Raw genomic sequence first — 20,978 nt, 5'->3', positions numbered from 1 at the left:
TGCGCCGATTCAGTTCAACCAACGGAACCCTTGTGAATTTCATTCTCGATAATATCTTCATCGTAGCGATCGCCGTGATTTCCGGCGGCGCCCTGCTCTGGCCGGCCCTGGGCCCGCGCGGCAAGCGCGTCACCCCGCTGCAGGCCACGCAGATGATCAACCGCGGCAAGAGCCTCGTGCTCGACGTCAGGACCGCCGAGGAATACGCCGCCAGCCATCTGCGCGACGCGAAACACATCCCGCTGGCAGACTTGAGCAAGCGGATCGGCGAGCTGGAAAAGTCGAAGAACCGCACCGTGATCGTCGTCTGCCAGAACGGCGCCCGCGCCGACAAGGCGGCGCGCCAGCTGACGGCCGCCGGCTTCGAGGACGCGCATGCGCTCGAAGGCGGCCAGGCGGCCTGGATCGCGGCCGGCTTGCCGGTAACCAAATAACGCATCAAGCCTTCAGGAAGGAAGCATCATGACCGCACACGTCGTTCTCTACCACACTGCCAGCTGCCCCTACTGCGTCCGCGCCGAGCGCCTGCTCGAAGCCAAGGGCGTGACTGACATCGAACGCATCCGCATCGACCTCGATCCAGAGCAACGCCAGATCATGATGCAGCGCACCGGCCGCCGTACCGTGCCGCAGATCTACGTCGGCGACACCCATGTCGGCGGCTTCGACGACCTGTACGCACTCGACCAGGCCGGCCGCCTCGACCCGCTGCTGAAGGGCCAGTAACAGTCCGATACGCCCCATTTGACGGGCTTTGGCGACCGTGACCGCGGGGGTATTGCATCAGAATTGATTTTGATACAATTACCCTCGCGTTTGACCAAAGTACCGGGACGGCGCGTCCGTCCAACATCATTTAAAACGAAAGCGTTCCATGTCCGACGAAAATCTGCAACCAGTATTCCAAATCCAACGCGTCTACCTGAAAGACATGTCGCTGGAACAACCGAATTCCCCGGCCATCTTCCTCGAGCAGGAAGCGCCGACCATCGAAGTGTCGCTGGACGTCGGCGCCGAGTCGATCGCCGAAGGCATCTACGAATCGACCGTGACCATCACCGTCACCGCCAAGCTGAAAGACAAGGTCGCTTTCCTGGTCGAAGGCAAGCAGGCAGGTATCTTCGAAGCCCGCAACATCCCGGCCGAGCAGATGGATCCGCTGCTGGGCATCGGCTGCCCGAACATCGTCTACCCGTACCTGCGCGCCAACATCGCCGACGTGATCAGCCGTGCCGGCTTCCCGCCGGTGCACCTGGCCGAGATCAACTTCGAAGCCTTCTACCAGCAGCGCCAGCAGGCAATGGCCCAGGCTGCCGCAGCTCCGGCACAGTAAGTTGTTCCCATTCACGGACACCGCCTGCGGTGTCCGTGCCTCCGGCGCCCCGGTCACTTCGTCCTTCGGCCCGCCATGATCCGTTCCCGCCTCTTCGCAAGCGTGCTCCTGCTGGTGGCACCGGCTGCATTCGCCTACGACTTCAAGAGCGTAGGCAGCACCCCGGTGATCCTGTACGACACCCCCACCACCAAGGGCACCAGGATGTACATCGCACCGCGCGGCATGCCGCTGCAGGTGGTGTCGAGCTACGGCGACTGGGTCAAGGTGCGCGACGCCAACGGCGAACTGGCCTGGACCGAAGCCAGGGGCCTGAGCCCGCGCCGCAACCTCGTGGTGCGCACGCCGGGCGCCAAGGTCTTCGCCGGCCCCGACGAGGGCAGCCAGGTCCTGATGACGGCCGACAGGGGCGTCCTGCTCGAACTGGTCGATCCGACCGCCCTCGCCTGGATCCGGATACGCCACCGCGACGGCATCGACGGCTATGTCCGTGCGAACGATGTCTGGGGCCTGTGATGCCCCGCTGTTTTGACTGAAAGCGCATGCAAGAACAGAAAACACCCTCCAAGATCACCGTCCTGGGCGCCGGCGCCTGGGGCACGGCCGTGGCCATCGCCCTGGCCGCCCGCCACGACGTGCTGCTGTGGGGCCGCAATGCCGAACAGATGGCGCAAACCCAGGCGGCGCGCGAGAACCTGCATTACCTGCCCGGCTACCCGCTGCCCGCTTCCTTGCGCGTGAGCGCCGACTTCGAGGCCGCGCTGGCCCACGTGGGCGAGGCCTGCGCCGCCGAAGCGCCGCTCCTGATCCTGGCCTGCCCGGTGGCCGGCCTGCGCCCGCTGCTGGGCCAGCTGAAGGGCCGCGCCATTCCGAACGTGGTCTGGCTGTGCAAGGGCTTCGAAGCCGGCACCGGCCTGCTGCCGCACCAGGTGGCGGCCGAGGTGCTGGGCGATGGCGTGCCGGTAGCGGCGCTGTCCGGCCCCTCCTTTGCCCAGGAAGTGGCGCGCGCCCTGCCCTGCGCCCTGACCGTGGCCTCGACCTCGGCCAGCCTGCGCGAACGCGTGGTCGCCGCGGCGCACGCCGACAACATGCGGGTCTACGCCTGCGACGACATGGTCGGCGTGGAAGTGGGTGGCGCGGTGAAGAACGTGATGGCGATCGCCACCGGCGCCTCGGACGGCCTGGGACTGGGCCTGAACGCGCGCGCCGCCCTGATCACCCGCGGCCTGGCCGAAATCACCCGCCTGGGCGTGCACCTGGGGGCGCAGGCCGGCACCTTCATGGGCCTGGCCGGCATGGGCGACCTGATCCTGACCTGCACCGGCGACCTGTCGCGCAACCGGCGCGTGGGGCTGGCCCTGGCCCAGGGCAAGCAGCTGGACACCATCGTGGCCGAACTCGGGCACGTGGCCGAAGGCGTGCCGTGCGCGAAGTCGGTGCGTGAACTGGCCCACAGGCTGGGCGTGGAGATGCCGATTACCGAAGCGGTGGCGGCGGTGCTGTTCGATGGTGTGAGCGCCACGGAGATGGCGCAGCGCCTGCTGGCGCGCGATCCGAGGGATGAGCTGGCCTAAATTTGAGGCGTTAGTGCTTGTTCACGCAGAAATTGGATCCCGGCCTTCGCCGGGATGACGGTTTTTAGGGCGGTGGCCTAACGAAGTCCGATACACGCATACTCAAACAACGTCGTCCCGCGCAGGCGGGACCCAAGTTCGTCGCATTACGCCAGCCCCTTCAAACCGCAGCGAAACCTCAGTTACCAGAACCCCGCGGATCATTCGTCGGCCCGCCGGTACGCACCGGCCCCAGCAGGATGGTCATCAGGGCGACCGCATCCTTGTTGGCGCGGATCGCATGCGGCTCGCCGCCCGCCAAATAGACCATCTCGTTCGGCCGCAGGATCGTGGTGCGCCCGTGTGCGTCGAACGCGATTTCCCCTTCCAGGCACACCAGGGTCATTTCGCCCTCGACCCGGTGCGCGGGCATCGGCTTTTCCTTGGGCAGCACCAGCCGGATCAGTTCCATGTGCTCGGTCTTGATGAGCGCAATCGACGTGAAATGGGCGATGTCGTCGTCGCCGCGCTGCAATACGATGCGCTCGCCCGAAACTGCGTGTTGCAAGGCCATGTCGCCCCTCCTTATTCGTTTGATTCCTCTTCTTCCCGCGTCTCCGGTACCTCATCTGGTACACCTCGCAACCAGGTCACCAGCGGGAACGCATCCTTCATTCCGCTCGCCAGCTGCGGCACCAGCAACTCGGGTGAGTTGAGCAGCAGCGGCACCTCGACCCAGACGAAATAGCTCTTCAGCTTCAGGTACTCGACCAGCGGATGGTTCGGGTCGACGCCTTTCGGAGGCCGCTGCAGGACGTCTTCGAACTGCAGGTCGCCGTAGGTCGCGCGGAGATGCTTATTCTTCAACATTTTGCTGAAGCCTGTCGCATCGTTGACCACGTGCCGGCGGATCGCCTTCAGGCGGTGCGCCGGCGGCAGGTATTCGCCGGCGCCGAACAGCAGGTTGCCGTTGGCCTCGATGTGGAAGTAGTAGGTCGGTCCGCCCGCCGCGCTCGGGCGGCGCTTGTTGAGCGGCGCGATGCCGGCCGAGAAATGGGTTTTGTAGGGCCGCTTGTCCTTGGCGAAGCGCACGTCGCGGTGAATGCGGAACAGCGCCTTCTTGGGATCGCAGCCGGCCACCCCTTTGTCGAAAGCGCCTAATTCATGGATTAGATCAGTGACCACTTGCAGGAATTCGGCCCGCAGGATGTCGTAGCGTGGTTTGTTCCAGAGGAACCAGGGACGGTTGTTGTTCTCGCTGAGCTCGCTTAAGAATTGCGTCAGGTCACGCAGGTGCATGAAGAAGTCCGAAAAAAGTTACTGGGGCTGGCGCGGGCGCTTGCCGACGGTGACGTCGAGCGTGGACTCGCGGTTCTTGCGCAGGATGCGCAGCGGCGCCTTCTCGCCCGGCTCGAGCTGGGCGATCAGGTTCAGCATCTCGCTGGTGTTGGCCACGTTCTTGCCGCCCACCGCCACCAGGATGTCGCCGGGGCGCATGCCGGCGCGGTCGGCCGGGCCGCCGCGTACCACGCCGGCGATGATGGCCCCGCTCGAGCGCCCCAAACCGAAGCTTTCGGCCAATTCGGGCGTGATGTCCTGCGACTCGATGCCGATCCAGCCGCGCACCACCTGGCCGTGCTTGACGATCGAATCGAGCACCATCTTGGCGGTACTGACCGGGATGGCGAAGCCGATGCCGACCGAGCCGCCGGTCTGCGAATAGATGGCCGAGTTAATCCCGAGCAGCTGGCCGTTGGTGTCGACCAGCGCCCCGCCCGAGTTGCCGAAGTTGATCGCGGCGTCGGTCTGGATGAAATTCTCGAAGTGGTTGATGTGCAGGTTGTTGCGCCCCAGCGCCGAGATGATGCCGAGGGTGACGGTCTGGCCCACGCCGAACGGGTTGCCGATGGCCAGCACCACGTCGCCCACCCGCGCGCTTTCCGGATCGCCCAGCACCATGACGGGCAGCTTGCGCTCATTGATGCGGATCACGGCCAGGTCGGTTTCGGGGTCGGTGCCGACGATACGCGCCGCCGCCTTGCGTCCGTCCGCCAGCCCGACCTCGATGACGTCGGCGCCCTCGATCACGTGGTTGTTGGTCAGGATGTAGCCGTCGCTGCTGACGATCACGCCCGAGCCGAGGCTGGCCAGCTGCTCGTCGGGCGGCATCCGGTCGCCAAAAAAGCGGCGGAAGAAGGGGTCCTTCAGCAGCGGATGGGTCTCGCGCGTGGTCTTGCTGGTGAGGATGTTGACGACGGCCGGCATGGCGCGCCCGGCCGCCTCGCGGTAGCTGCCGCCGGCCGGCACGTTCGCCCCCTGCAGCACCGGCACCTGCTGGCCGGCCGGGCCGAGCGCCACCCGGGTGGGCGCGCGCTCCAGCCAGTCCGGACGCATGGCGGCGATCACGAAATACAGCGCCAGCGCGACCGTGACGGCCTGCGCGAACAGCAGCCAGAAACGCCTGAAGGTTCCGGGCTGGCGCGGCGGGCGCGTGCCCGGCGGCTTGAGTTCATGGACGCTGTCGTTCATGGCTTACTTTCTCAAGGCTTTTTCAGGGAGTCGCGGATGTCGCGCAGCAGCAGGATTTCTTCCTTCTCGGCCGCCGTCGGCGCGTCCACCGGCCCGCGCAGGCGGTTCACGACGCGCACCATCTGGAAGATGACAAAGGCAAGCAGGATGAAGTTCAGCAAAATGGTGAGGAAGTTGCCGTAGGCGAGCACGGCGCCGGCCTTTTGCGCCTCGGCCAGCGGCAGCGTCGTGCCCTGGCCGTTCAGCGGGAGGTAGTAATTGGCGAAATCGAGGCCGCCGAACAACATGCCGATCGGCGGCATGATCACGTCCTTGACCAGCGAATCGACGATGCGGCCGAAGGCGCCGCCGATGATCACGCCAACGGCGAGATCGACGACGTTGCCGCGCATGGCAAAGGTTTTGAACTCTCCCATCATTGACATGTGTTTTCCCCAAGCTTGTTATTGAGTCATGCGATTTCATGATACCCCAAGCGCAAATGCTGCGGATGCACAGGCACGCGCGTGGTCTAACAGGAAGGCCAATTCCTCTCGGATGTGTCCGCTTGATAATTTTTTTCCAATCGGTATTGCCGTTCACATATAATTTTGTGTTGCTGGAAGCTCTTTATTGATTCTTAAGATTCGTATTTTCACGGAGTGGGGTTGGTATGAGTATTGAAAAGCAGGTCGATTCAGGCCGACGCGGACTGCTCGTCGCGACATGCGCCGCTGGCGGCGTGGTCGGGGTGTCCACGGCGGGCGTTCTTGTGAGTACCTTCCAGCCGTCGGAGCGGGCGAAAGCCGCCGGCGCCCCGGTCGAGGTCGACATCTCCGACGTCAAGCCGGGAGAAATGAAGGTCGTCGAATGGCGCGGCAAGCCGGTCTGGATCCTGCGCCGCACCCCGGAGATGATGGCCACCCTCGAGAAGGACACGGCCGAACTGGCCGACCCCAACTCCGAAAAAGAATACCAGTTGCCGACGCCCGAATACGCCAGGAATCCCTGGCGCGCGCGCGAAGACCACAAGGAAGTGCTGGTCACGGTCGGCATCTGCTCCCACCTCGGCTGCTCGCCGTCCTCGCGCCTCGCGTCCGGCCCCCAGCCGAACCTGCCCGACGACTGGCCGGGCGGCTTCCTCTGCCCCTGCCACGGCTCGACCTTCGACCTGTCGGCGCGCGTCTTCCGCAACAAGCCGGCGCCGACCAACATGGACGTCCCGCCGTACATGTACCTCTCCGATAACAAGCTGATCATCGGCAAAGACGAGAAAGGCGAGGCATAACATGGGCGGCCCATTCAAAGAAACCCAAGTTCCGGCCAACGCGGGCGCAGGCGCCAAGGCCCTGGCCTGGGTCGACGACCGCTTCCCGCTGTCGAAGCTGTGGAACGACCAGTGGGGCAAGTACTACGCGCCGAAGAACTTCAACGTCTGGTACCTGTTCGGTTCGCTGGCCATGCTGGTGCTGGTGCTGCAGATCGTCACCGGCATCTTCCTGACCATGCACTACAAGCCGGACGCCAACCTGGCCTTCGGCTCGGTCGAATACATTATGCGCGAAGTGCCCTGGGGCTGGCTGGTGCGCTACATGCACTCCACCGGCGCCTCGATGTTCTTCATCGTGGTCTACCTGCACATGGCGCGCGGCCTGATGTACGGCTCCTACCGCAAGCCGCGCGAGCTGATCTGGCTGTTCGGCTTCGGCATCTTCCTGTGCCTGATGGCCGAAGCCTTCTTCGGCTACCTGCTGCCGTGGGGCCAGATGTCGTACTGGGGCGCCCAGGTGATCGTCAACCTGTTCGGCGCGATCCCTGTGATCGGCCCGGACCTGTCGCTCTGGATCCGCGGCGACTACGTGGTGTCGGACGCCACCCTGAACCGCTTCTTCGCCTTCCACGTCATCGCCCTGCCGCTGGTGATCCTGGGCCTGGTGGCGGCGCACCTGATCGCGCTGCACGAAGTCGGCTCGAACAATCCGGACGGCATCGAGATCAAGGACAACCTGGGTCCGGACGGCCACCCGGTGGACGGCATTCCTTCGCACCCCTACTACTCGACCAAGGACTTCTTCGGCGTGGCGGTGTTCCTCACCATCTTCTCGGCGGTCGTGTTCTTCGCACCTGAAATGGGCGGCTACTTCCTGGAGTACAACAACTTCCTGCCGGCCGATCCGATGAAGACCCCGCCGCACATCGCGCCGACCTGGTACTTCACCCCGTTCTACTCGGTGCTGCGCGCCACCACCGCCGACTTCATGTACGTGCTGATGGCCGCTGTCGCCGCCTACGTGGTGTTCATCTGGCTCAAGTCGCGCCTGGCCTACAAGACCAAGATCGCCGTGGCCGTGATCGGCCTGGTCCTGATCGTCGGCATGCTGCCGCAGGTGCTGGACGCGAAGTTCTGGGGCGTGGTGCTGTTCGGTTCGTCGGTGATGATCATCGCCCTGCTGCCGTGGCTCGACCACTCGCTGGCGCGCTCGATCCGCTACCGTCCGGACTGGCACAAGTACGTGTACATCCTGTTCGGCCTGTGCTTCGTGACCCTGGGCTACCTGGGCACCCAGTTGCCGACGCCGGCCTACACCATCATCTCGCAAGTGGCGACCCTGCTGTACTTTGCGTTCTTCCTGTTGATGCCATGGTGGAGCACGATGGGCCGCTTCAAGCCGGTCCCGACGCGCCTGACCTACTCGGCACACTAAGCACAGACCAAAGGACAGACACATGAAATTTGCGAAGAAACTGATCGCAGTCCTGGCCCTGGTGCCGGGGCTGGCATTCGCCGCCGAAAGCGGCTTTGCACTCGAGCCGGCGCCGGAGCGCACCGACCTGTCGTCGCTGCAGAACGGCGCCAGGCTGTTCGTCAACCACTGCCTGAACTGCCACTCGGCGTCGAGCATGCGCTACAACCGCCTGCGCGATATCGGCCTGACCGAAGAGCAGATCAAGAACAACCTGCTGTTCACGCAGGATAAAGTGGGCGGCATGATGACGACGGCGATGCGCCCGGACGACGCCAAGGCCTGGTTCGGCGCCGTGCCGCCGGACCTGTCGGTGATGGCGCGTGCGAAAGCCTCGCCTTCGGGCAGCGGCGCGGACTACCTGTACACCTACCTGCGCACCTTCTACAAGGACGATACCCGCCCGACCGGCTGGAACAACATGGTGGTGCCGAACGTGGCCATGCCGCACGTGATGTGGCAGGAGCAGGGCGTGCGCGTGGCGAAGTTCGAGAACGTACCCGGCCAGCATGTGGCCGGCAACACGACCCAGCAATTCGTTGGATTCCAGCAACTGTCGCAAGGCACGATGACCCAGCAGGAATTCGACACCGCGACGGCCGACCTGGTTGCCTATTTGGTGTGGATGGCTGAGCCAGCGCAAGACACGCGCAAGAAGTTGGGCGTTATCGTGTTGTTGTTCATGACAGGATTCGCCTTCCTTGCTTGGCTTTTAAACAAATCCTACTGGAAAGAAGTGAAGTAAATTCGCTTTCATTGCCCGGTTGGCTATAATACGGGCAATCATTTTTCGGGGTGAATCGCTAGGGCTTCCCAATGCGCTTCACCCCATTGTTTCTGAAGGAACTATAAACCATGATGGTTCTCTACTCCGGCACCACGTGCCCGTTCTCCCAACGCTGCCGCCTGGTCCTGTTCGAAAAGGGCATGGACTTCGAGGTACGTGACGTCGACCTGTTCAACAAGCCGGAAGACATCTCGACCATGAACCCCTACGGCCAGGTGCCGATCCTGGTCGAGCGCGAACTGATCCTGTATGAGTCGAACATCATCAACGAGTACATCGACGAGCGCTTCCCGCACCCGCAGCTGATGCCGGCCGACCCGCTGATGCGCGCCCGTGCCCGCCTGATGCTGTTCAACTTCGAGAAGGAACTGTTCGTCCACGTGCACACGCTGGAAAGCGAGCGCAACAAGACCAACGACAAGAGCCACGACAAGGCCCGTTCGGAAATCCGCGACCGCCTGACCACGCTGGCTCCGCTGTTCCTGAAGAACAAGTACATGCTGGGCGACGAGTTCTCGATGCTGGACGTGGCGATCGCCCCGCTGCTCTGGCGCCTGGACCACTATGGCATCGAACTGTCGAAGACCGCGGCCCCGCTGATGAAGTACGCCGAGCGCATCTTCTCGCGTCCGGCCTACATCGAGGCGCTGACCCCGTCCGAGAAGGTGATGCGCCGCTGATGCCGGCTGCAGGCGTGTGCGCACGCCTGCATCGAACGTCGCTCGATTCAATACGTGCCGGTTTCGGACGCCACGCAGGCGAATCCGTTAAACTGGCGCGGTCAGGTTTGCTTTTTTTATCACGTCCATGTCAGAGATCTCCACCAAGCCCTACCTGCTGCGCGCCATCTACGAATGGTGCACGGACAGCGGCTACACGCCCTACCTCGCGGTCAAGGTCGACGCCGCCACGACGGTGCCGATGGAATACGTCCGCAAGGGCGAGATCATCCTGAACATCAGCTATGGCGCCACCTCGGGCCTGAAGATGGACAACGACGCGATCCACTTCCGCGCACGCTTCAACGGCGTCTCGCGCGAGCTGTACATCCCGGTGCAGAACGTGCTGGCGATCTACGCGAACGAGAATGGCCAGGGCATGGCCTTCGAGGTGAACATGACGGCAGCGGACATGGCGCCTGCGCCTGAAGAAGCGGCTGCGCCGTCCTTGTCGGCGGTGCCGGCAACGGGGACGGAAGCGCCGGTCGAAACGGCTGCCGCGCCGGACGGCGACGACGAGCCGCCCAAGAAGGGCGGACGCCCGACGTTGACACGCATCAAATAGCGTATAATCGTTGTTCCAAGATTAAGCCGACTTAGCTCATCAGGTAGAGCAGTTGATTTGTAATCATCAGGTGGCGGGTTCGAGTCCTGCAGTCGGCACCACGATTCTCAAGCATTGAGCCCAGCCATTCGGCTGGGCTTTTTGTTTTCTATAGCCTGTGTGACCACCGTGTAACTACCTGTGAGCCCTTCTGGCAAAATCTCAGCGCTAAAAAAGTACACATGCAGTTCATCCAATGCAAGTCGCTTCCACGGCCTTCTTCACAGGCCTGAAGCGTGTAAACCGCAGAGCCGGCCGCAACTAGGAACGCCTCCTAGCCCTTAAACCGGCGTGGATGCCCGGAAGCGAGTCCGTCGTCTTGTGGGTATCGCACGCCATGCAGAGTATCAATCAAAGCTGAGAGTCGTTCGTTTTCACAAAGCCGGCTAATCGGAGACTGCAGTGTGATGAATACCCGATCCCGCTTCGGAATGCTGCCCGAATGTGCGTAACACAAAAGGTTTTAATTGAGTTCGAATGGCTGCACATCGGTGCTCTGCCATGGGTGTATGTACAGTATGCCAAAGGTTAGATGTCGTTTGGACACGCGTTATGTATGCTGAATTAATAACAATTAAGGGGCCGACAATGCGATTTCTATCCTTACTTGCAGTTACAGTTCTGAGCGGTTGCGCTTCGCTACCTGACGCCACCGTCCAATATTGGCTGCCAAAGGCAGTGTCTACCGTGGAGGTCGTCGAGACTTACGCTTGCAAGGATGACGATACAGATTTTGCGGTCGTATCCCTCCCGTCCATCAGTACATCGTATGTCGCAGACAAGTCGAGCGGGACACCGCAAACGGTTTATCTGAAAGATCTCGACAGCTTCTACGCCTCCGGCAGCGCAGCTTTTACTTTTACGGAAGACGGCCGCTTAAAATCTCTCAACGCGACGTCGACTGGCGTCGGCGGCGAAATGGTAAAGGCCGTGGTCGGGATCGTCACCGGCGTGCGTACCGGAGCTGTCTCGCTGATCAAGCCTCCCATTTGTGATGTGGTCGCGCAATTTGGCGATCCGAAATCGCAAACGCTGACTGTTACCCGGGTTGCGAAATTCGACCACAAGCTCGGAGGTGAGGCTGTTTTTGACATTGTCAAGGATCCTGCATTGAACCATTATGTCAGGCAGCGGGCAGAATCAGAGAAGAAGAAGCCCGATGAACTCGGCTTGTTCACCCAATTGACCTTATCTAAAGCTGCGGTGCAATCGCCAGCAAGCGGCACGATCGACCAGCGCATCAACATGAGCAAGGTCGATAAACCGAAACTGGTTGTCAACCAGGTACGTCGCGAAACCTTGCTATTGCGGAGCAAAAAACCCGGCGGCGAGCCTGTTGATCTGGCAAGCTTTGAGCCTTTGGTTCCCGGCCCGACTTATGAAGTGCAGATTCCAAAGCCGATCTTCTTCGGTGAGCAGATTTTGCAATTGGCGTTGTCGGATGCAGGTCAAATCACGGGAATCACCTACAATAACAAAGCCGGCGGCGGGATTGCTGCGGAAGCATTAAATCAGATTTATTCAGCTGCGAATCCACCCGTTACTTTGCTTGTAGCGGAGGAGAAAGCGCGAGCCGACCTGATAGCCCATCAGCAGCGGCTTGCCCTCTGCCTGGCTGATCGTAAGACCTGTAAGCCCTGAGTCCTTTACTCACAAAAACCAAGGCTGCTCAATGGAGCTATGACCAAAGTCATCGAACGCGCTAAGCGCATAGTTAGCGAAGCGAGCAACGAGTACGAATCGCAATGGGCAGCAACCGGTCGAGTCCTGCAGTCGGCACCACGACTCTCAAGCATTGAGCCCAGCCATTCGGCTGGGCTTTTTGCTTTCCGGCGTCCACACGCCGCCCACCCGGACGGGCAAACAACAGCCTGCCCAAACCGGACATTTCCGGGTCAAAAGTGCGAGCCTGCGCGACATTACAGGGCTATAATCGCTCAGTTCAATTCCTCCCGTCGACACCGATGAGCTCCCGCATCCAGCTTCGCAACAATGTCCGTGTTACCGGTAATGGTTCAGCAACCATGGTGTTTGCGCATGGATTCGGCTGCGACCAGACCATGTGGCGCTTCCTCGCGCCGGCCTACGAGAACCGCTTCCGCATCGTCTCCTTCGACCTGGTCGGCAGCGGCGGCTCCGACCTGTCCGCCTACTGCCGCGACAAGTACGCCAGCCTGCAGGGCTATGCCGACGACCTGCTCGAGATCCTCGATGCGTTCGCCAGCGGCCCGGTGGTCTTCGTCGGCCATTCGGTCAGCACCATGATCGGCCTGCTGGCCACCATCAAGGCGCCGGAGCGCTTCGTGGCGCAAGTGATGGTCGGTCCGTCGCCGTGCTACATCAACGACGGCGATTACATCGGCGGCTTCAGCCACGAAGACATCGACGAACTGCTGGAGACGATGGATGCGAATTACCTCGGCTGGTCGAGCAGCATGGCGCCGGCCATCATGGGCGCGCCCAACCGGCCCGAGCTGCGCCAGGAACTGTCGAACAGCTTCTGCCGCAACGATCCCGAGATCGCCAAGCACTTCGCCCGCGTCACCTTCACCTCGGACCACCGCGCCGATGTGCCGAAGTCGACGGTCCCGGCCCTGATTTTGCAATGCAGCGACGACCTGGTCGCGCCGCTCTCGGTCGGGCAGTTCCTGCACCGCCACCTGCCGGCCAGCACCCTGCATGTCATCGACAACGTCGGTCACTGCCCGCACATGAGCGCGCCTACCGCAAGTTCGAACGCCATCGATCACTTTCTCGCGCAAACCCTGCGCTGAATGCCGTGCCCCCCGAGACCCTTGCGGGCGAACTGCTGTTCGACCATGCCGCCTGCGCGCTGGTGCTCACCACGCCCGACGGCGTCATCCTGCGGGCCAACGCCACGGCCTGCACCTGGCTAGGCTATACGCACGAGGAACTGGCGGGCGCCATGCGCATGCGCGACCTGTTGCCGGTCGGTGCGCGCCTGTTCTATCACACGCACTGCCAGCCGATCCTCGAGGTGCAAGGTTCGGTGGCCGAGATCCAGGTCGACCTGCGCACCCGCGGCCAGGAGCGCCTGCCGGTACTGATCAATATCGTACGGCAGCAGGAAGGCGATCGGCTGGTCGATCACTGGGCCTTCTTCAAGGCCTCCGACCGCAAGGCCTACGAGCGCGAGCTGCTGGAAGCGCGCAAGGCGGCCGAAGCCGCGCTGGAGGCGCGCCGCAGCGCCGAGGAAGAACTCAAGAAACTCAACGCCCAGCTGTCGGCCGCCGACCGCCGCAAGGATGAATTCCTGGCGACGCTGTCGCACGAGCTGCGCAATCCGCTGGCGCCCATGCGCAGTGCGCTCGACGTGCTCACGCTCAAGTTCGCCCGTAGCGCGGATGGGCGCCTGCTGCAGGCCTTCGACCGCCAACTGCGTCACCTGACGCGGCTGGTGGATGACCTGATGGAAGTGTCGCGCATCACGCAGGGGCGCATGCAGCTGCGCCGCACGGCGGTCGACTTGTCCACGCTGGTGGCGGGCGCGGCCCAGGACCTGGCCACGACCATGGAGGCGGCAGGCCATACCTTGAGGCTGTCGATCGCGCCGCCGCCGGTCACCGTCGACGGCGACCCCACGCGCCTGTCCCAGGTCGTCCTCAACCTGCTGACCAATGCGGCCAAATACACGCCGGACGGTGGCCTGATCGAACTCCATCTCGCCTGCGACGGGGAGATGGCCGAAATCAGGGTGAGCGACAACGGCATCGGCATACCGGCCGAAGCGCTGGCGAATATCTTCGACATGTTTTCGCAACTCGAACCGGCACTGGAACGCTCCAGGGGTGGACTCGGCATCGGCCTTGCCCTGGTACGCGGCATCGTGGAACTGCATGGCGGCAGTATTGCCGCGGACAGCGCAGGCGCCGGCAAGGGCAGCAGCTTTACCGTGCGCCTGCCCCTGTCCGCGAATGCCACCCGTCCCGTCGAGGCGGCCCCGGCCGGCGAGCTCCCGGCCCGGGTACGGGTACTCGTGGTGGACGACAACGAGGATGCGGCAAAGATGCTGGCCATGGCGCTCGAATGGTCGGGCTGCGAGGTCCGCGTCGCCCATTCGGCGGCGCAGGCGCTGGAACTGCTCCCCGGCTTCGCACCCGAGGCCGCGCTGCTGGACATCGGCCTGTCGGACATGAACGGCTACGAACTGGCGCGCCGCGCGCGCCAGCTGCCCGGCGGCGCGCACACCATGCTGATCGCGACCACCGGATGGGGCCAGCAGAAAGACCGCGAACGCGCCTTCGAGGCCGGCTTCGACCACCATATCACCAAGCCGATCGACTTCGACCTGCTGCGCCCCTTGCTGCACGGGCTCGCGGTGCGCGGCGAATGATCGAGCGGCGCTCCGCTCAGGCGACGCTTCCGCCTGCCTCGCGATAGGCGGAAAGAAAGGTATCGAAGCTGACGTGGCGCTGCGGCGGGTAGTGATTGCCCTGCCCCGGCCCTGTCGGCAAGGCCGCCCAGGTCCGGGCAACCTTGGGCATGACATCGGCGATGTCGCCTGCCTTGATCGCCTCGACGACGCCCAGGCTGCGCAGGATCTCCACCGCGATCAGGTCTTGCGTGCGCGGCGAAAAATCGCGCAGCCCCAGCTTGGCGCCATGGTGCTGCCAGGTCGGCCGCGTGATCTGGTACATGCCGGCGGCGGTCGACTTGCCATCGATGCCCTTGCCGGGATGGGTCGACATGTCGGTGAAGCGCCAGCGGTCGTTCGCCTTTCCCTTCAGCGCCCCGTATTTGAAGTTGTATCCCCCGCCTTCGGCCGCGGCGATCGCCCTCAGGAAGGCGGCGACATTCGGATGGGCGAGGTGCTGCGCGTTCGTTGCCAGGAGCGCTTCCCTGCGCGATGACTCCAGCGACGCCGTGCGTGTTGTGTTGGACATGGTTTCCTCCCAACGAGTGCTGGCGGAGACCGGCGACGTATCGGATCGCCGGCCGCTTGAGCTCATCATAGGAAGGAGACGCCCCCGGCAGTTGAGCGGGCGCAGAATGCATGCGGACGGCGCTCAGATTCCTTGTGCAAACACCTTGCAGCCAAGTACAAAAAGCTGGCAGGAAATCCAAGCCACCCGGCAAGAAAAGCCTCAGGAACTGGCCTGCTCCACCAGTCCCCGGTTCTGCACCCGGTTCAGCTTCGGATGCACGATCGGGATCGTCAGCATCGTGCTGGCCACCGCCATCAGCAGCATGGCGGTGAAGGTGTCGCTGGTGATGATTTCCTTGTCCAACAGGATGTTGGCGAAGATGATTTCGATGAGGCCCTTGGTCTGCAGCAGCCAGCCGATGATCGTGGCCTCGCCCCGCTTCCAGCCCAGCGCCCTGCCGGCGATATGGGCTCCGGCGAGCTTGCCGCCCACCGAGGCCAGCAGCAGCAGTCCAGCCACGAAGAACACCGGATAGCTGCCCATGTCCCACTGGGTACGCAGCCCGGTGCTGAGGAAGAACACCGGCATCAGGACCAGCAGCACGTTCCTGAAGAGCGCATCGAGCTTGTCCTGCTCGAACCAGTCGGCATCCATCACGACGCCGGCCAGGAAGGCGCCCACCATGTAGTGCAGGCCGGCCCAGTCGGCGCCGAGGCCGCAGGCGATCAGCCAGATCAGGGCCACATACCAGCGGTCCATCCGCGGCAGGCGCAGCATCAAGCGGCGGAACAGGACGGTCAGCACGGCGAAGGCCAGCAGGAAGCCGAGTTGCCGGCCGACGCGTTCCCAGTCCAGCATGATCAGCGCCAGCACGCCCCAGATGGCGATGTCGTCCAGGCTGGCGTAGCGCAGGATGCGCTGGCCCATCGGCTGGCGCAGGATATCGAGCTTTTCCATCAGCAGCACCAGCACCGGCAGCGCCGTCACAGCGCAGGCCATGCCGATGCCGAGCATGAACTGCCAATCGGCGCCCTTGGGGCCGATCCAGCCTTCGTTTCCAAGCAGCAGAAAGGCCGCGCCGCAGCCGAACAGCAAGGGCACGCCGAGCGACAGGCCGGCCGCCGTCGCGCTCTCGCGCCGGTACTGCCAGACCTTTTTCAGGTCGAGCTCGATCCCGGCGAGCATCACGAACAGCATCACGCCCCACCAGGCGATGCCGTTGAGCGTCTTGACCACGTCCGGGTTGAAGACGAACTTGTGATACTCGGGATAGGCCGCGCCCAGGATGCCCGGGCCCAGCAGGACGCCCATGATGATCTGGACCACGGCCAGCGGTGCAAAGTAATCGGTCTTGCCGAGGCGCCACAGCAGATAAGGTGCGACGAAGATCAGCAACATAGCGATCAGGAAAATCTCGGTGGTGTTCATGGTGCCTCCAGCTCTGTCCTCTTGTCTTGCGCAAAGGGGCCATTGTAGGTGCTAAACGCCGGACAACAGCTGGAAACGATACCATAGGCAAGGACTGACGCTGCATGGGCTGCTGCCCACTGTTTTATCGGCCCAGATCGGTCAGCAAACTTATCTTGCAGGCACTAAAAAATGTGACAGAATCCGAAGTGCAATATTTGTTTGACCCCGATTTCACCCGGTGCTATAGTCGGGCAAAGCCAATGGTAACGTTTCCAACTTACCGACAATAACGGCGCACGACGGAGACACGATGTTCACACCACGCACCCTGGCGACAGCCTGCGCATGGCTCGCCGTTGCCATGACGCCTGCCGCGCCCGCGCATGCCGCGTCGGTAGCGGCCAGCCCCAGGGCGGAAGTGATCCACTGGTGGACCTCCGGCGGCGAATCCGCCGCCGTGAAGCAGGTCGCCCAGGCCTACCGCGATGCCGGCGGCGTGTGGATCGACACCGCCATCGCCGGCGGCGACCAGTCCCGTGCCGTGACCATCAACCGCATCGTCGGCGGCAACCCGCCGACCGCGGCCCAGTTCAACACCTCCAAGCAGTTCCTCGACGTGATCGAAGCGGGCATGCTGAACACGGTCGACCAGGTCGCGCGCGCCCAGAACTGGGACCAGATGCTGCCCACCCCGATCATCGACGTCATCAAGGTGCAGGGCCATTACTACGCGGTGCCGCTGAACATCCACATGCAAACCTGGTTCTGGTATTCGAAGGCCGCTTTCAAAAAGGCCGGCATCGCGAAGGAGCCAGGCAGCATGCTTGAATTCTTCGCCGCCCTCGACAAGCTCAAGGCGGCCGGCATCATCCCGCTCGCCCACGGCGGCCAGTCCTGGCAGGAGACCGTGCTGTTCTCGGCCATCCTGGCCAACATGGGCGGCAAGGAGCTGTACCTGAAAGCCATCCGCGACCGCGACCAGGCCACCCTGCTCTCGCCGCGCTTCCGCGAGGTGCTGCTGGCTTTCAAGCGCCTGAAATCCTATGTGGACGCCGGCTCGCCGGGCCGTAACTGGAACGACGCCACCGCCCTGGTCATCAGCGGGAAGGCGGGCTTCCAGGTGATGGGCGACTGGGCCAAGGGCGAGTTCACCAACGCACGCCAGGTCGCGGGCCGGCACTACGGCTGCATGGCCGGCTTTACCTCCTCGACGCCCTACCTGATCCAGGGCGACGTGTTCGTCTTCCCGCGCACCGACAAGGTCCAGGCCGTCAAGGCGCAGCAGTTGCTCGCCGAGGTGGTGTCGCAACCCGGCCTGCAGGTAGGCTTCAGCAAGCTGAAAGGCTCGATCCCGGTGCGTACCGACGTCGACGCCGCCGAACTCGACCTGTGCGCACAAAAGGGCATCGAGATCATGAAGGACCGCACGCGCCAGGCCGGCGTCACCGAGGTCTACCTGACGCCGGACCAGAACGGCGCCATGCAGGACGTCCTGACCGCCTACTGGAATACCGCCATGCCGGTCGAACGGGCCCAGAAGAGCATCGCCAACGCCCTCAAGTACTGATCGCCATGCTCCTTCTCCGCGCCCACCGGATCAGTCCACACCTCGCCCTGTTGCCGATGGCGCTCACGGTGCTGGTCGCCTACGTCGGCGCGGCGCTGTGGACCTTGCGCACCTCGTTCACCGCCTCGCGTACCTTCCCGTCGGATAACTTCATCGGCGCCGCCCAGTATGTGCGCCTGTTCGACAACGAGCGCTGGCTGATCTCGCTGAACAACCTGGCCGTGTACGGCGCCCTGTTCATCGTCGCCTGCATGCTGCTCGGCTTCCTGCTGGCGGCCTTCATCGACCAGAAGGTCAGCGGCGAAGGTTTTCTCCGCACGGTGTTCCTGTATCCGTATGCGATGTCCTTTGTCGCCACCGGCCTGGTGTGGCAATGGATGCTGGCGCCCGGCGCCGGCATCGAGGGCGCGGTGCGCCAGCTGGGTTTCGCCGGCTTCAGCTTCGACTGGATCGTGGATCAGGAGATGGTCATCTACACCATCGTCATCGCCGCCGTCTGGCAGGCCTCGGGCCTGGTGATGGCCCTGATGCTGGCCGGCCTGCGCGGCGTCGATCCCGAGATCTACAAGGCGGCGCGCCTGGACGGCATCCCGGCCTGGCGGGTCTACCTGCAGATCGTGCTGCCGATGCTGGGGCCGACGATGGCCACCGTGTTCCTGCTACTGTGCACCGCCGTGGTGAAACTGTACGACGCGGTGGTGGCCATGACCGGCGGCGGCCCGGGCACGGCCAGCGAGGTGCCGGCCAAGTTCATCATGGACCATCTGTTCCTGCGCTCGAACATCGGGCTGGCCTCGGCCGGCGCGGTCACCCTGCTCATTCCGGTGCTGGCCCTGCTGGCGCCCTATGCCTACGCACGCAGCCGGAGGAAACGCGCATGAGCGATACCGTCCTGCAAGCGGCCGCTCCCGTCATGCCGCTCGAACCAAAGAAGGCTGCCCCCGCCGCGCGCCGCAAGCGCCTGTCGCCGGCCCGCATCGGCGTCTACGCGTTCCTGTTCAGCGCCGCGCTGTACTTCCTGCTGCCGCTGTACGTCATGGTCGTCACGTCCTTCAAGCCGATGGACGAGATCAGGAACGGCAGCGTGTTCGCGCTACCCCTGCTCGCCACCGTCGAGCCGTGGAAGCACGCCTGGAGCCAGGTCAGCGGCGGCTTCTGGAATTCGGTGGCGATCACGCTGCCCAGCACCGTGATCCCGATCCTGCTAGGCGCCGTCAACGGCTACGCGCTGTCGTTCTGGAAGCCGCGCGGCGCCAAGCTGCTGTTCGGGGTGCTGCTGGCCGGCGCCTTCATCCCGGTGCAGGTGATGATCTATCCGCTGGTGTGGATGATGGCGCGCGCCGGCGTGTTCGGGTCGCTGCCGGCCATCGTGCTGGTGCACGTCATCTTCGGCATGCCGATCATGACGCTTTTGTTCCGGAACTACTACGCCTCGGTGCCGCAGGAGCTGTTCCAGGCCGCGCGCATCGACGGCGGCGGCTTCTGGCGCATCTTCCTGCAGGTGATGCTGCCGATGTCGCTGCCGATCATCGTGGTTGCCGCCATCATGCAGGTCACCGGGGTGTGGAACGACTACATCCTCGGCCTGGTGTTCGCGGGCCGCGACAATGCGCCGATGACCGTGCAGCTGAACAACGTGATCAACACCACCACCGGCACCCGCCTGTACAACGTCAACATGGCCGCGACCATGCTGACGGCAAGCGTGCCGCTGGCGATCTACTTCATTTCGGGACGCTGGTTCGTGCGCGGCATCGCCGCCGGCGCCGTCAAAGGATAAACGAGCATGTCGAACGTCCATCTCCGCAAGCTCTGCATCACCCGCGGCGGCAACCAGGTCATCCGCAACCTCGACCTGCAGGTCGAGCCGGGCGAATTCCTGGTCCTGCTCGGGCCCTCGGGCTGCGGCAAGTCGACCCTGCTGCACAGCATCGCCGGCCTGATCGACCTGGCCGATGGAGCGATCGAGATCGGCGGGGTCGACATGAGCCATGCCGATCCGAGCGAACGCGGGATCGGCATGGTGTTCCAGTCATATGCGCTGTACCCGACCATGACGGTCGAGAAGAACATGTCTTTCGGCCTGAGCATGTCCGGCGCACCCAAGGCGGAAATCCGGCGCCGCGTGCGCAAGACGGCCGAGATGCTGCAGCTCGAGTCCCTGCTGGACCGTAAGCCCGCCCAGCTCTCGGGCGGCCAGCGCCAGCGGGTGGCAATCGGCCGCGCCCTGGTGCGCGAGGCCGGCGTCTACCTGTTCGACGAACCGCTCTCGAACCTGGATGCCAAGCTGCGCGCCGAGCTGCGCCGCGAACTCAAGATGCTGCACGCGGCGCTCGGCTCGACCATGATCTACGTGACCCACGACCAGGCCGAGGCGATGACCCTGGCCACCCGCATCGTCGTGATGCAGGGCGGCCGCATCCAGCAGATCGGCACGCCGGGCGAAGTCTACGGGCGCCCGGCCAACCGTTTCGTCGCGGGTTTTCTCGGCTCGCCGTCGATGAACTTCGTCGAAGGACGGGCCGAGCAGGGCCGCTTCAGCGCGGGCGCATTGACGCTGGACTGCGCGGCGCCATGCGGCGCGGTGACGCTGGCGGTGCGGCCGGAAGACATCCACCTGGTCCCGGGCGGCTCCCTGCAGGCGAGCGTGACGCTGGTCGAGCCGATGGGCAACCACCAGGTCGTCTGGCTGGACTGCGGCGGCCACCAGCTTTCCTGCATCGTGCACGACCCGCGGCCGCTGTCGACCGGTCAGGCGGTGCGCTTCGACATCGATGCGGCGCGGGTGTCGCTGTTCGATCCGGCCAGCGGCAAGCGCCTGTGATGACAGGTGCCAGTGTCAAATGAATACAGTATGCTTCGGTGTT

At 63.7% G+C, this 20,978-nt stretch carries 23 protein-coding genes and 1 tRNA gene; 18 read left to right on the top strand and 6 right to left on the bottom strand.

All coding sequences use genetic code 11. From position 1 onward, the window contains the following. The first annotated feature begins 32 nt into the window (after positions 1-32). The 5 genes from ACK4S9_RS06225 to ACK4S9_RS06205 all read left to right on the top strand — a co-directional run bounded on the left by ACK4S9_RS06225 (position 33) and on the right by ACK4S9_RS06205 (position 2,907). A complete protein-coding gene (locus ACK4S9_RS06225) occupies positions 33-434 on the top strand; it encodes a rhodanese-like domain-containing protein (RefSeq protein ID WP_409722958.1) in 402 nt (133 codons plus the stop codon). A 28-nt stretch (positions 435-462) separates the two neighbouring features. Then, on the top strand, positions 463-726 hold the full coding sequence (grxC, locus tag ACK4S9_RS06220) for a glutaredoxin 3 (protein ID WP_409722956.1): 264 nt from the start codon (positions 463-465) through the stop codon (positions 724-726). Positions 727-874: 148 nt separating this feature from the next. Further along, on the top strand, positions 875-1,333 hold the full coding sequence (secB, locus tag ACK4S9_RS06215; RefSeq protein ID WP_369091439.1) for a protein-export chaperone SecB: 459 nt from the start codon (positions 875-877) through the stop codon (positions 1,331-1,333). Between the two features lie 75 nt (positions 1,334-1,408). Then, positions 1,409-1,849, top strand: coding sequence for an SH3 domain-containing protein (locus ACK4S9_RS06210; RefSeq protein ID WP_409722953.1), 441 nt, complete (start codon positions 1,409-1,411; stop codon positions 1,847-1,849). 26 nt (positions 1,850-1,875) lie between these two features. Next, positions 1,876-2,907 carry an NAD(P)H-dependent glycerol-3-phosphate dehydrogenase gene (locus ACK4S9_RS06205; RefSeq protein ID WP_409722951.1) on the top strand — a complete coding sequence of 344 codons (1,032 nt, stop codon included), beginning with the start codon at positions 1,876-1,878 and terminating at the stop codon, positions 2,905-2,907. Positions 2,908-3,085: 178 nt separating this feature from the next. Here the strand turns inward: ACK4S9_RS06205 and ACK4S9_RS06200 are convergent, their stop codons facing one another. The 4 genes from ACK4S9_RS06200 to mscL are packed head-to-tail and all read right to left on the bottom strand — an operon-like array spanning position 3,086 to position 5,840. Beyond that, positions 3,086-3,460, bottom strand: coding sequence for a cupin domain-containing protein (locus ACK4S9_RS06200; protein ID WP_409722948.1), 375 nt, complete (start codon positions 3,458-3,460; stop codon positions 3,086-3,088). 11 nt (positions 3,461-3,471) lie between these two features. Continuing rightward, a complete protein-coding gene (locus ACK4S9_RS06195) occupies positions 3,472-4,185 on the bottom strand; it encodes a DUF2461 domain-containing protein (RefSeq protein WP_409722945.1) in 714 nt (237 codons plus the stop codon). 18 nt (positions 4,186-4,203) lie between these two features. Further along, entirely contained in the window at positions 4,204-5,415 is a 1,212-nt protein-coding gene (locus tag ACK4S9_RS06190; RefSeq protein ID WP_409722942.1) for a Do family serine endopeptidase, read from the bottom strand. Positions 5,416-5,426: 11 nt separating this feature from the next. Beyond that, the gene (gene mscL, locus ACK4S9_RS06185) at positions 5,427-5,840 is read right to left on the bottom strand and encodes a large conductance mechanosensitive channel protein MscL (RefSeq protein WP_409722939.1); all 414 of its coding nucleotides are present in this window, start codon (positions 5,838-5,840) and stop codon (positions 5,427-5,429) included. A 227-nt stretch (positions 5,841-6,067) separates the two neighbouring features. On the opposite strand from mscL, the gene petA reads away from it, so the two are divergent. The 9 genes from petA (at position 6,068) to ACK4S9_RS06140 (ending at position 14,602) form a co-directional block, all read left to right on the top strand. After that, complete coding sequence (gene petA / locus ACK4S9_RS06180) at positions 6,068-6,682, top strand: ubiquinol-cytochrome c reductase iron-sulfur subunit (RefSeq protein WP_409722937.1); 615 nt, start codon at positions 6,068-6,070, stop codon at positions 6,680-6,682. 1 nt (position 6,683) lies between these two features. Further along, complete coding sequence (locus ACK4S9_RS06175) at positions 6,684-8,099, top strand: cytochrome b (protein ID WP_409722934.1); 1,416 nt, start codon at positions 6,684-6,686, stop codon at positions 8,097-8,099. Between the two features lie 22 nt (positions 8,100-8,121). Then, positions 8,122-8,883: a cytochrome c1 gene (locus ACK4S9_RS06170; RefSeq protein WP_409722931.1), complete on the top strand. Its 762-nt coding sequence runs from the start codon at positions 8,122-8,124 to the stop codon at positions 8,881-8,883. 110 nt (positions 8,884-8,993) lie between these two features. Beyond that, a complete protein-coding gene (locus tag ACK4S9_RS06165) occupies positions 8,994-9,605 on the top strand; it encodes a glutathione S-transferase N-terminal domain-containing protein (protein WP_026354566.1) in 612 nt (203 codons plus the stop codon). 127 nt (positions 9,606-9,732) lie between these two features. After that, positions 9,733-10,209, top strand: coding sequence for a ClpXP protease specificity-enhancing factor (locus tag ACK4S9_RS06160; RefSeq protein ID WP_409722928.1), 477 nt, complete (start codon positions 9,733-9,735; stop codon positions 10,207-10,209). Between the two features lie 25 nt (positions 10,210-10,234). Then, positions 10,235-10,310, top strand: a tRNA-Thr gene (locus ACK4S9_RS06155). 526 nt (positions 10,311-10,836) lie between these two features. After that, positions 10,837-11,889 (top strand): hypothetical protein, encoded by a 1,053-nt coding sequence (locus tag ACK4S9_RS06150; RefSeq protein WP_409722925.1) that lies wholly within the window; start codon positions 10,837-10,839, stop codon positions 11,887-11,889. Positions 11,890-12,272: 383 nt separating this feature from the next. Then, positions 12,273-13,022, top strand: a complete 750-nt coding sequence (locus ACK4S9_RS06145) for an alpha/beta fold hydrolase (protein WP_409722922.1) — start codon at positions 12,273-12,275, stop codon at positions 13,020-13,022. A 5-nt stretch (positions 13,023-13,027) separates the two neighbouring features. Then, positions 13,028-14,602, top strand: coding sequence for an ATP-binding protein (locus tag ACK4S9_RS06140; RefSeq protein ID WP_409722919.1), 1,575 nt, complete (start codon positions 13,028-13,030; stop codon positions 14,600-14,602). A 16-nt stretch (positions 14,603-14,618) separates the two neighbouring features. Here the strand turns inward: ACK4S9_RS06140 and ACK4S9_RS06135 are convergent, their stop codons facing one another. Together ACK4S9_RS06135 and ACK4S9_RS06130 are read right to left on the bottom strand one after the other, a co-directional pair. Beyond that, positions 14,619-15,152: a paar repeat-containing protein gene (locus tag ACK4S9_RS06135; RefSeq protein WP_409722916.1), complete on the bottom strand. Its 534-nt coding sequence runs from the start codon at positions 15,150-15,152 to the stop codon at positions 14,619-14,621. A 201-nt stretch (positions 15,153-15,353) separates the two neighbouring features. Then, positions 15,354-16,562, bottom strand: coding sequence for a cation:proton antiporter (locus ACK4S9_RS06130; RefSeq protein WP_409722913.1), 1,209 nt, complete (start codon positions 16,560-16,562; stop codon positions 15,354-15,356). A gap of 292 nt (positions 16,563-16,854) precedes the next feature. Between ACK4S9_RS06130 and ACK4S9_RS06125 the strand changes: the two genes are divergently transcribed. The 4 genes from ACK4S9_RS06125 to ACK4S9_RS06110 are packed head-to-tail and all read left to right on the top strand — an operon-like array spanning position 16,855 to position 20,935. Further along, positions 16,855-18,111 carry an ABC transporter substrate-binding protein gene (locus ACK4S9_RS06125; protein WP_409722910.1) on the top strand — a complete coding sequence of 419 codons (1,257 nt, stop codon included), beginning with the start codon at positions 16,855-16,857 and terminating at the stop codon, positions 18,109-18,111. A gap of 5 nt (positions 18,112-18,116) precedes the next feature. Beyond that, the gene (locus tag ACK4S9_RS06120) at positions 18,117-18,992 is read left to right on the top strand and encodes a carbohydrate ABC transporter permease (protein WP_409722908.1); all 876 of its coding nucleotides are present in this window, start codon (positions 18,117-18,119) and stop codon (positions 18,990-18,992) included. After that, positions 18,989-19,891, top strand: coding sequence for a carbohydrate ABC transporter permease (locus ACK4S9_RS06115; RefSeq protein ID WP_409722905.1), 903 nt, complete (start codon positions 18,989-18,991; stop codon positions 19,889-19,891). The genes ACK4S9_RS06120 and ACK4S9_RS06115 overlap by 4 nt, the downstream gene beginning before the upstream one ends. A 6-nt stretch (positions 19,892-19,897) precedes the next feature. Continuing rightward, positions 19,898-20,935, top strand: coding sequence for an ABC transporter ATP-binding protein (locus ACK4S9_RS06110; RefSeq protein ID WP_409722902.1), 1,038 nt, complete (start codon positions 19,898-19,900; stop codon positions 20,933-20,935). The last annotated feature ends 43 nt before the right edge of the window (positions 20,936-20,978 follow it).

This window comes from Massilia sp., assembly GCF_046293535.1.
GTDB lineage: Bacteria > Pseudomonadota > Gammaproteobacteria > Burkholderiales > Burkholderiaceae_D > Telluria.
This window is presented reverse-complemented; position numbering and strand designations above follow the sequence as displayed.

What these genes read in the sequence shown, in the direction of transcription:
- grxC (WP_409722956.1), top strand. Translation starts at nt 463, where the DNA reads ATGACCGCACACGTCGTTCTCTACCACACTGCCAGCTGCCCCTACTGC.
- secB (WP_369091439.1), top strand. Translation starts at nt 875, where the DNA reads ATGTCCGACGAAAATCTGCAACCAGTATTCCAAATCCAACGCGTCTAC.
- ACK4S9_RS06210 (WP_409722953.1), top strand. Translation starts at nt 1,409, where the DNA reads ATGATCCGTTCCCGCCTCTTCGCAAGCGTGCTCCTGCTGGTGGCACCG.
- ACK4S9_RS06205 (WP_409722951.1), top strand. Translation starts at nt 1,876, where the DNA reads ATGCAAGAACAGAAAACACCCTCCAAGATCACCGTCCTGGGCGCCGGC.
- ACK4S9_RS06200 (WP_409722948.1), bottom strand. Translation starts at nt 3,460, where the DNA reads ATGGCCTTGCAACACGCAGTTTCGGGCGAGCGCATCGTATTGCAGCGC.
- ACK4S9_RS06195 (WP_409722945.1), bottom strand. Translation starts at nt 4,185, where the DNA reads ATGCACCTGCGTGACCTGACGCAATTCTTAAGCGAGCTCAGCGAGAAC.
- ACK4S9_RS06190 (WP_409722942.1), bottom strand. Translation starts at nt 5,415, where the DNA reads ATGAACGACAGCGTCCATGAACTCAAGCCGCCGGGCACGCGCCCGCCG.
- mscL (WP_409722939.1), bottom strand. Translation starts at nt 5,840, where the DNA reads ATGTCAATGATGGGAGAGTTCAAAACCTTTGCCATGCGCGGCAACGTC.
- petA (WP_409722937.1), top strand. Translation starts at nt 6,068, where the DNA reads ATGAGTATTGAAAAGCAGGTCGATTCAGGCCGACGCGGACTGCTCGTC.
- ACK4S9_RS06175 (WP_409722934.1), top strand. Translation starts at nt 6,684, where the DNA reads ATGGGCGGCCCATTCAAAGAAACCCAAGTTCCGGCCAACGCGGGCGCA.
- ACK4S9_RS06170 (WP_409722931.1), top strand. Translation starts at nt 8,122, where the DNA reads ATGAAATTTGCGAAGAAACTGATCGCAGTCCTGGCCCTGGTGCCGGGG.
- ACK4S9_RS06165 (WP_026354566.1), top strand. Translation starts at nt 8,994, where the DNA reads ATGATGGTTCTCTACTCCGGCACCACGTGCCCGTTCTCCCAACGCTGC.
- ACK4S9_RS06160 (WP_409722928.1), top strand. Translation starts at nt 9,733, where the DNA reads ATGTCAGAGATCTCCACCAAGCCCTACCTGCTGCGCGCCATCTACGAA.
- ACK4S9_RS06150 (WP_409722925.1), top strand. Translation starts at nt 10,837, where the DNA reads ATGCGATTTCTATCCTTACTTGCAGTTACAGTTCTGAGCGGTTGCGCT.
- ACK4S9_RS06145 (WP_409722922.1), top strand. Translation starts at nt 12,273, where the DNA reads ATGGTGTTTGCGCATGGATTCGGCTGCGACCAGACCATGTGGCGCTTC.
- ACK4S9_RS06135 (WP_409722916.1), bottom strand. Translation starts at nt 15,152, where the DNA reads ATGTCCAACACAACACGCACGGCGTCGCTGGAGTCATCGCGCAGGGAA.
- ACK4S9_RS06130 (WP_409722913.1), bottom strand. Translation starts at nt 16,562, where the DNA reads ATGAACACCACCGAGATTTTCCTGATCGCTATGTTGCTGATCTTCGTC.
- ACK4S9_RS06125 (WP_409722910.1), top strand. Translation starts at nt 16,855, where the DNA reads ATGTTCACACCACGCACCCTGGCGACAGCCTGCGCATGGCTCGCCGTT.
- ACK4S9_RS06120 (WP_409722908.1), top strand. Translation starts at nt 18,117, where the DNA reads ATGCTCCTTCTCCGCGCCCACCGGATCAGTCCACACCTCGCCCTGTTG.
- ACK4S9_RS06115 (WP_409722905.1), top strand. Translation starts at nt 18,989, where the DNA reads ATGAGCGATACCGTCCTGCAAGCGGCCGCTCCCGTCATGCCGCTCGAA.
- ACK4S9_RS06110 (WP_409722902.1), top strand. Translation starts at nt 19,898, where the DNA reads ATGTCGAACGTCCATCTCCGCAAGCTCTGCATCACCCGCGGCGGCAAC.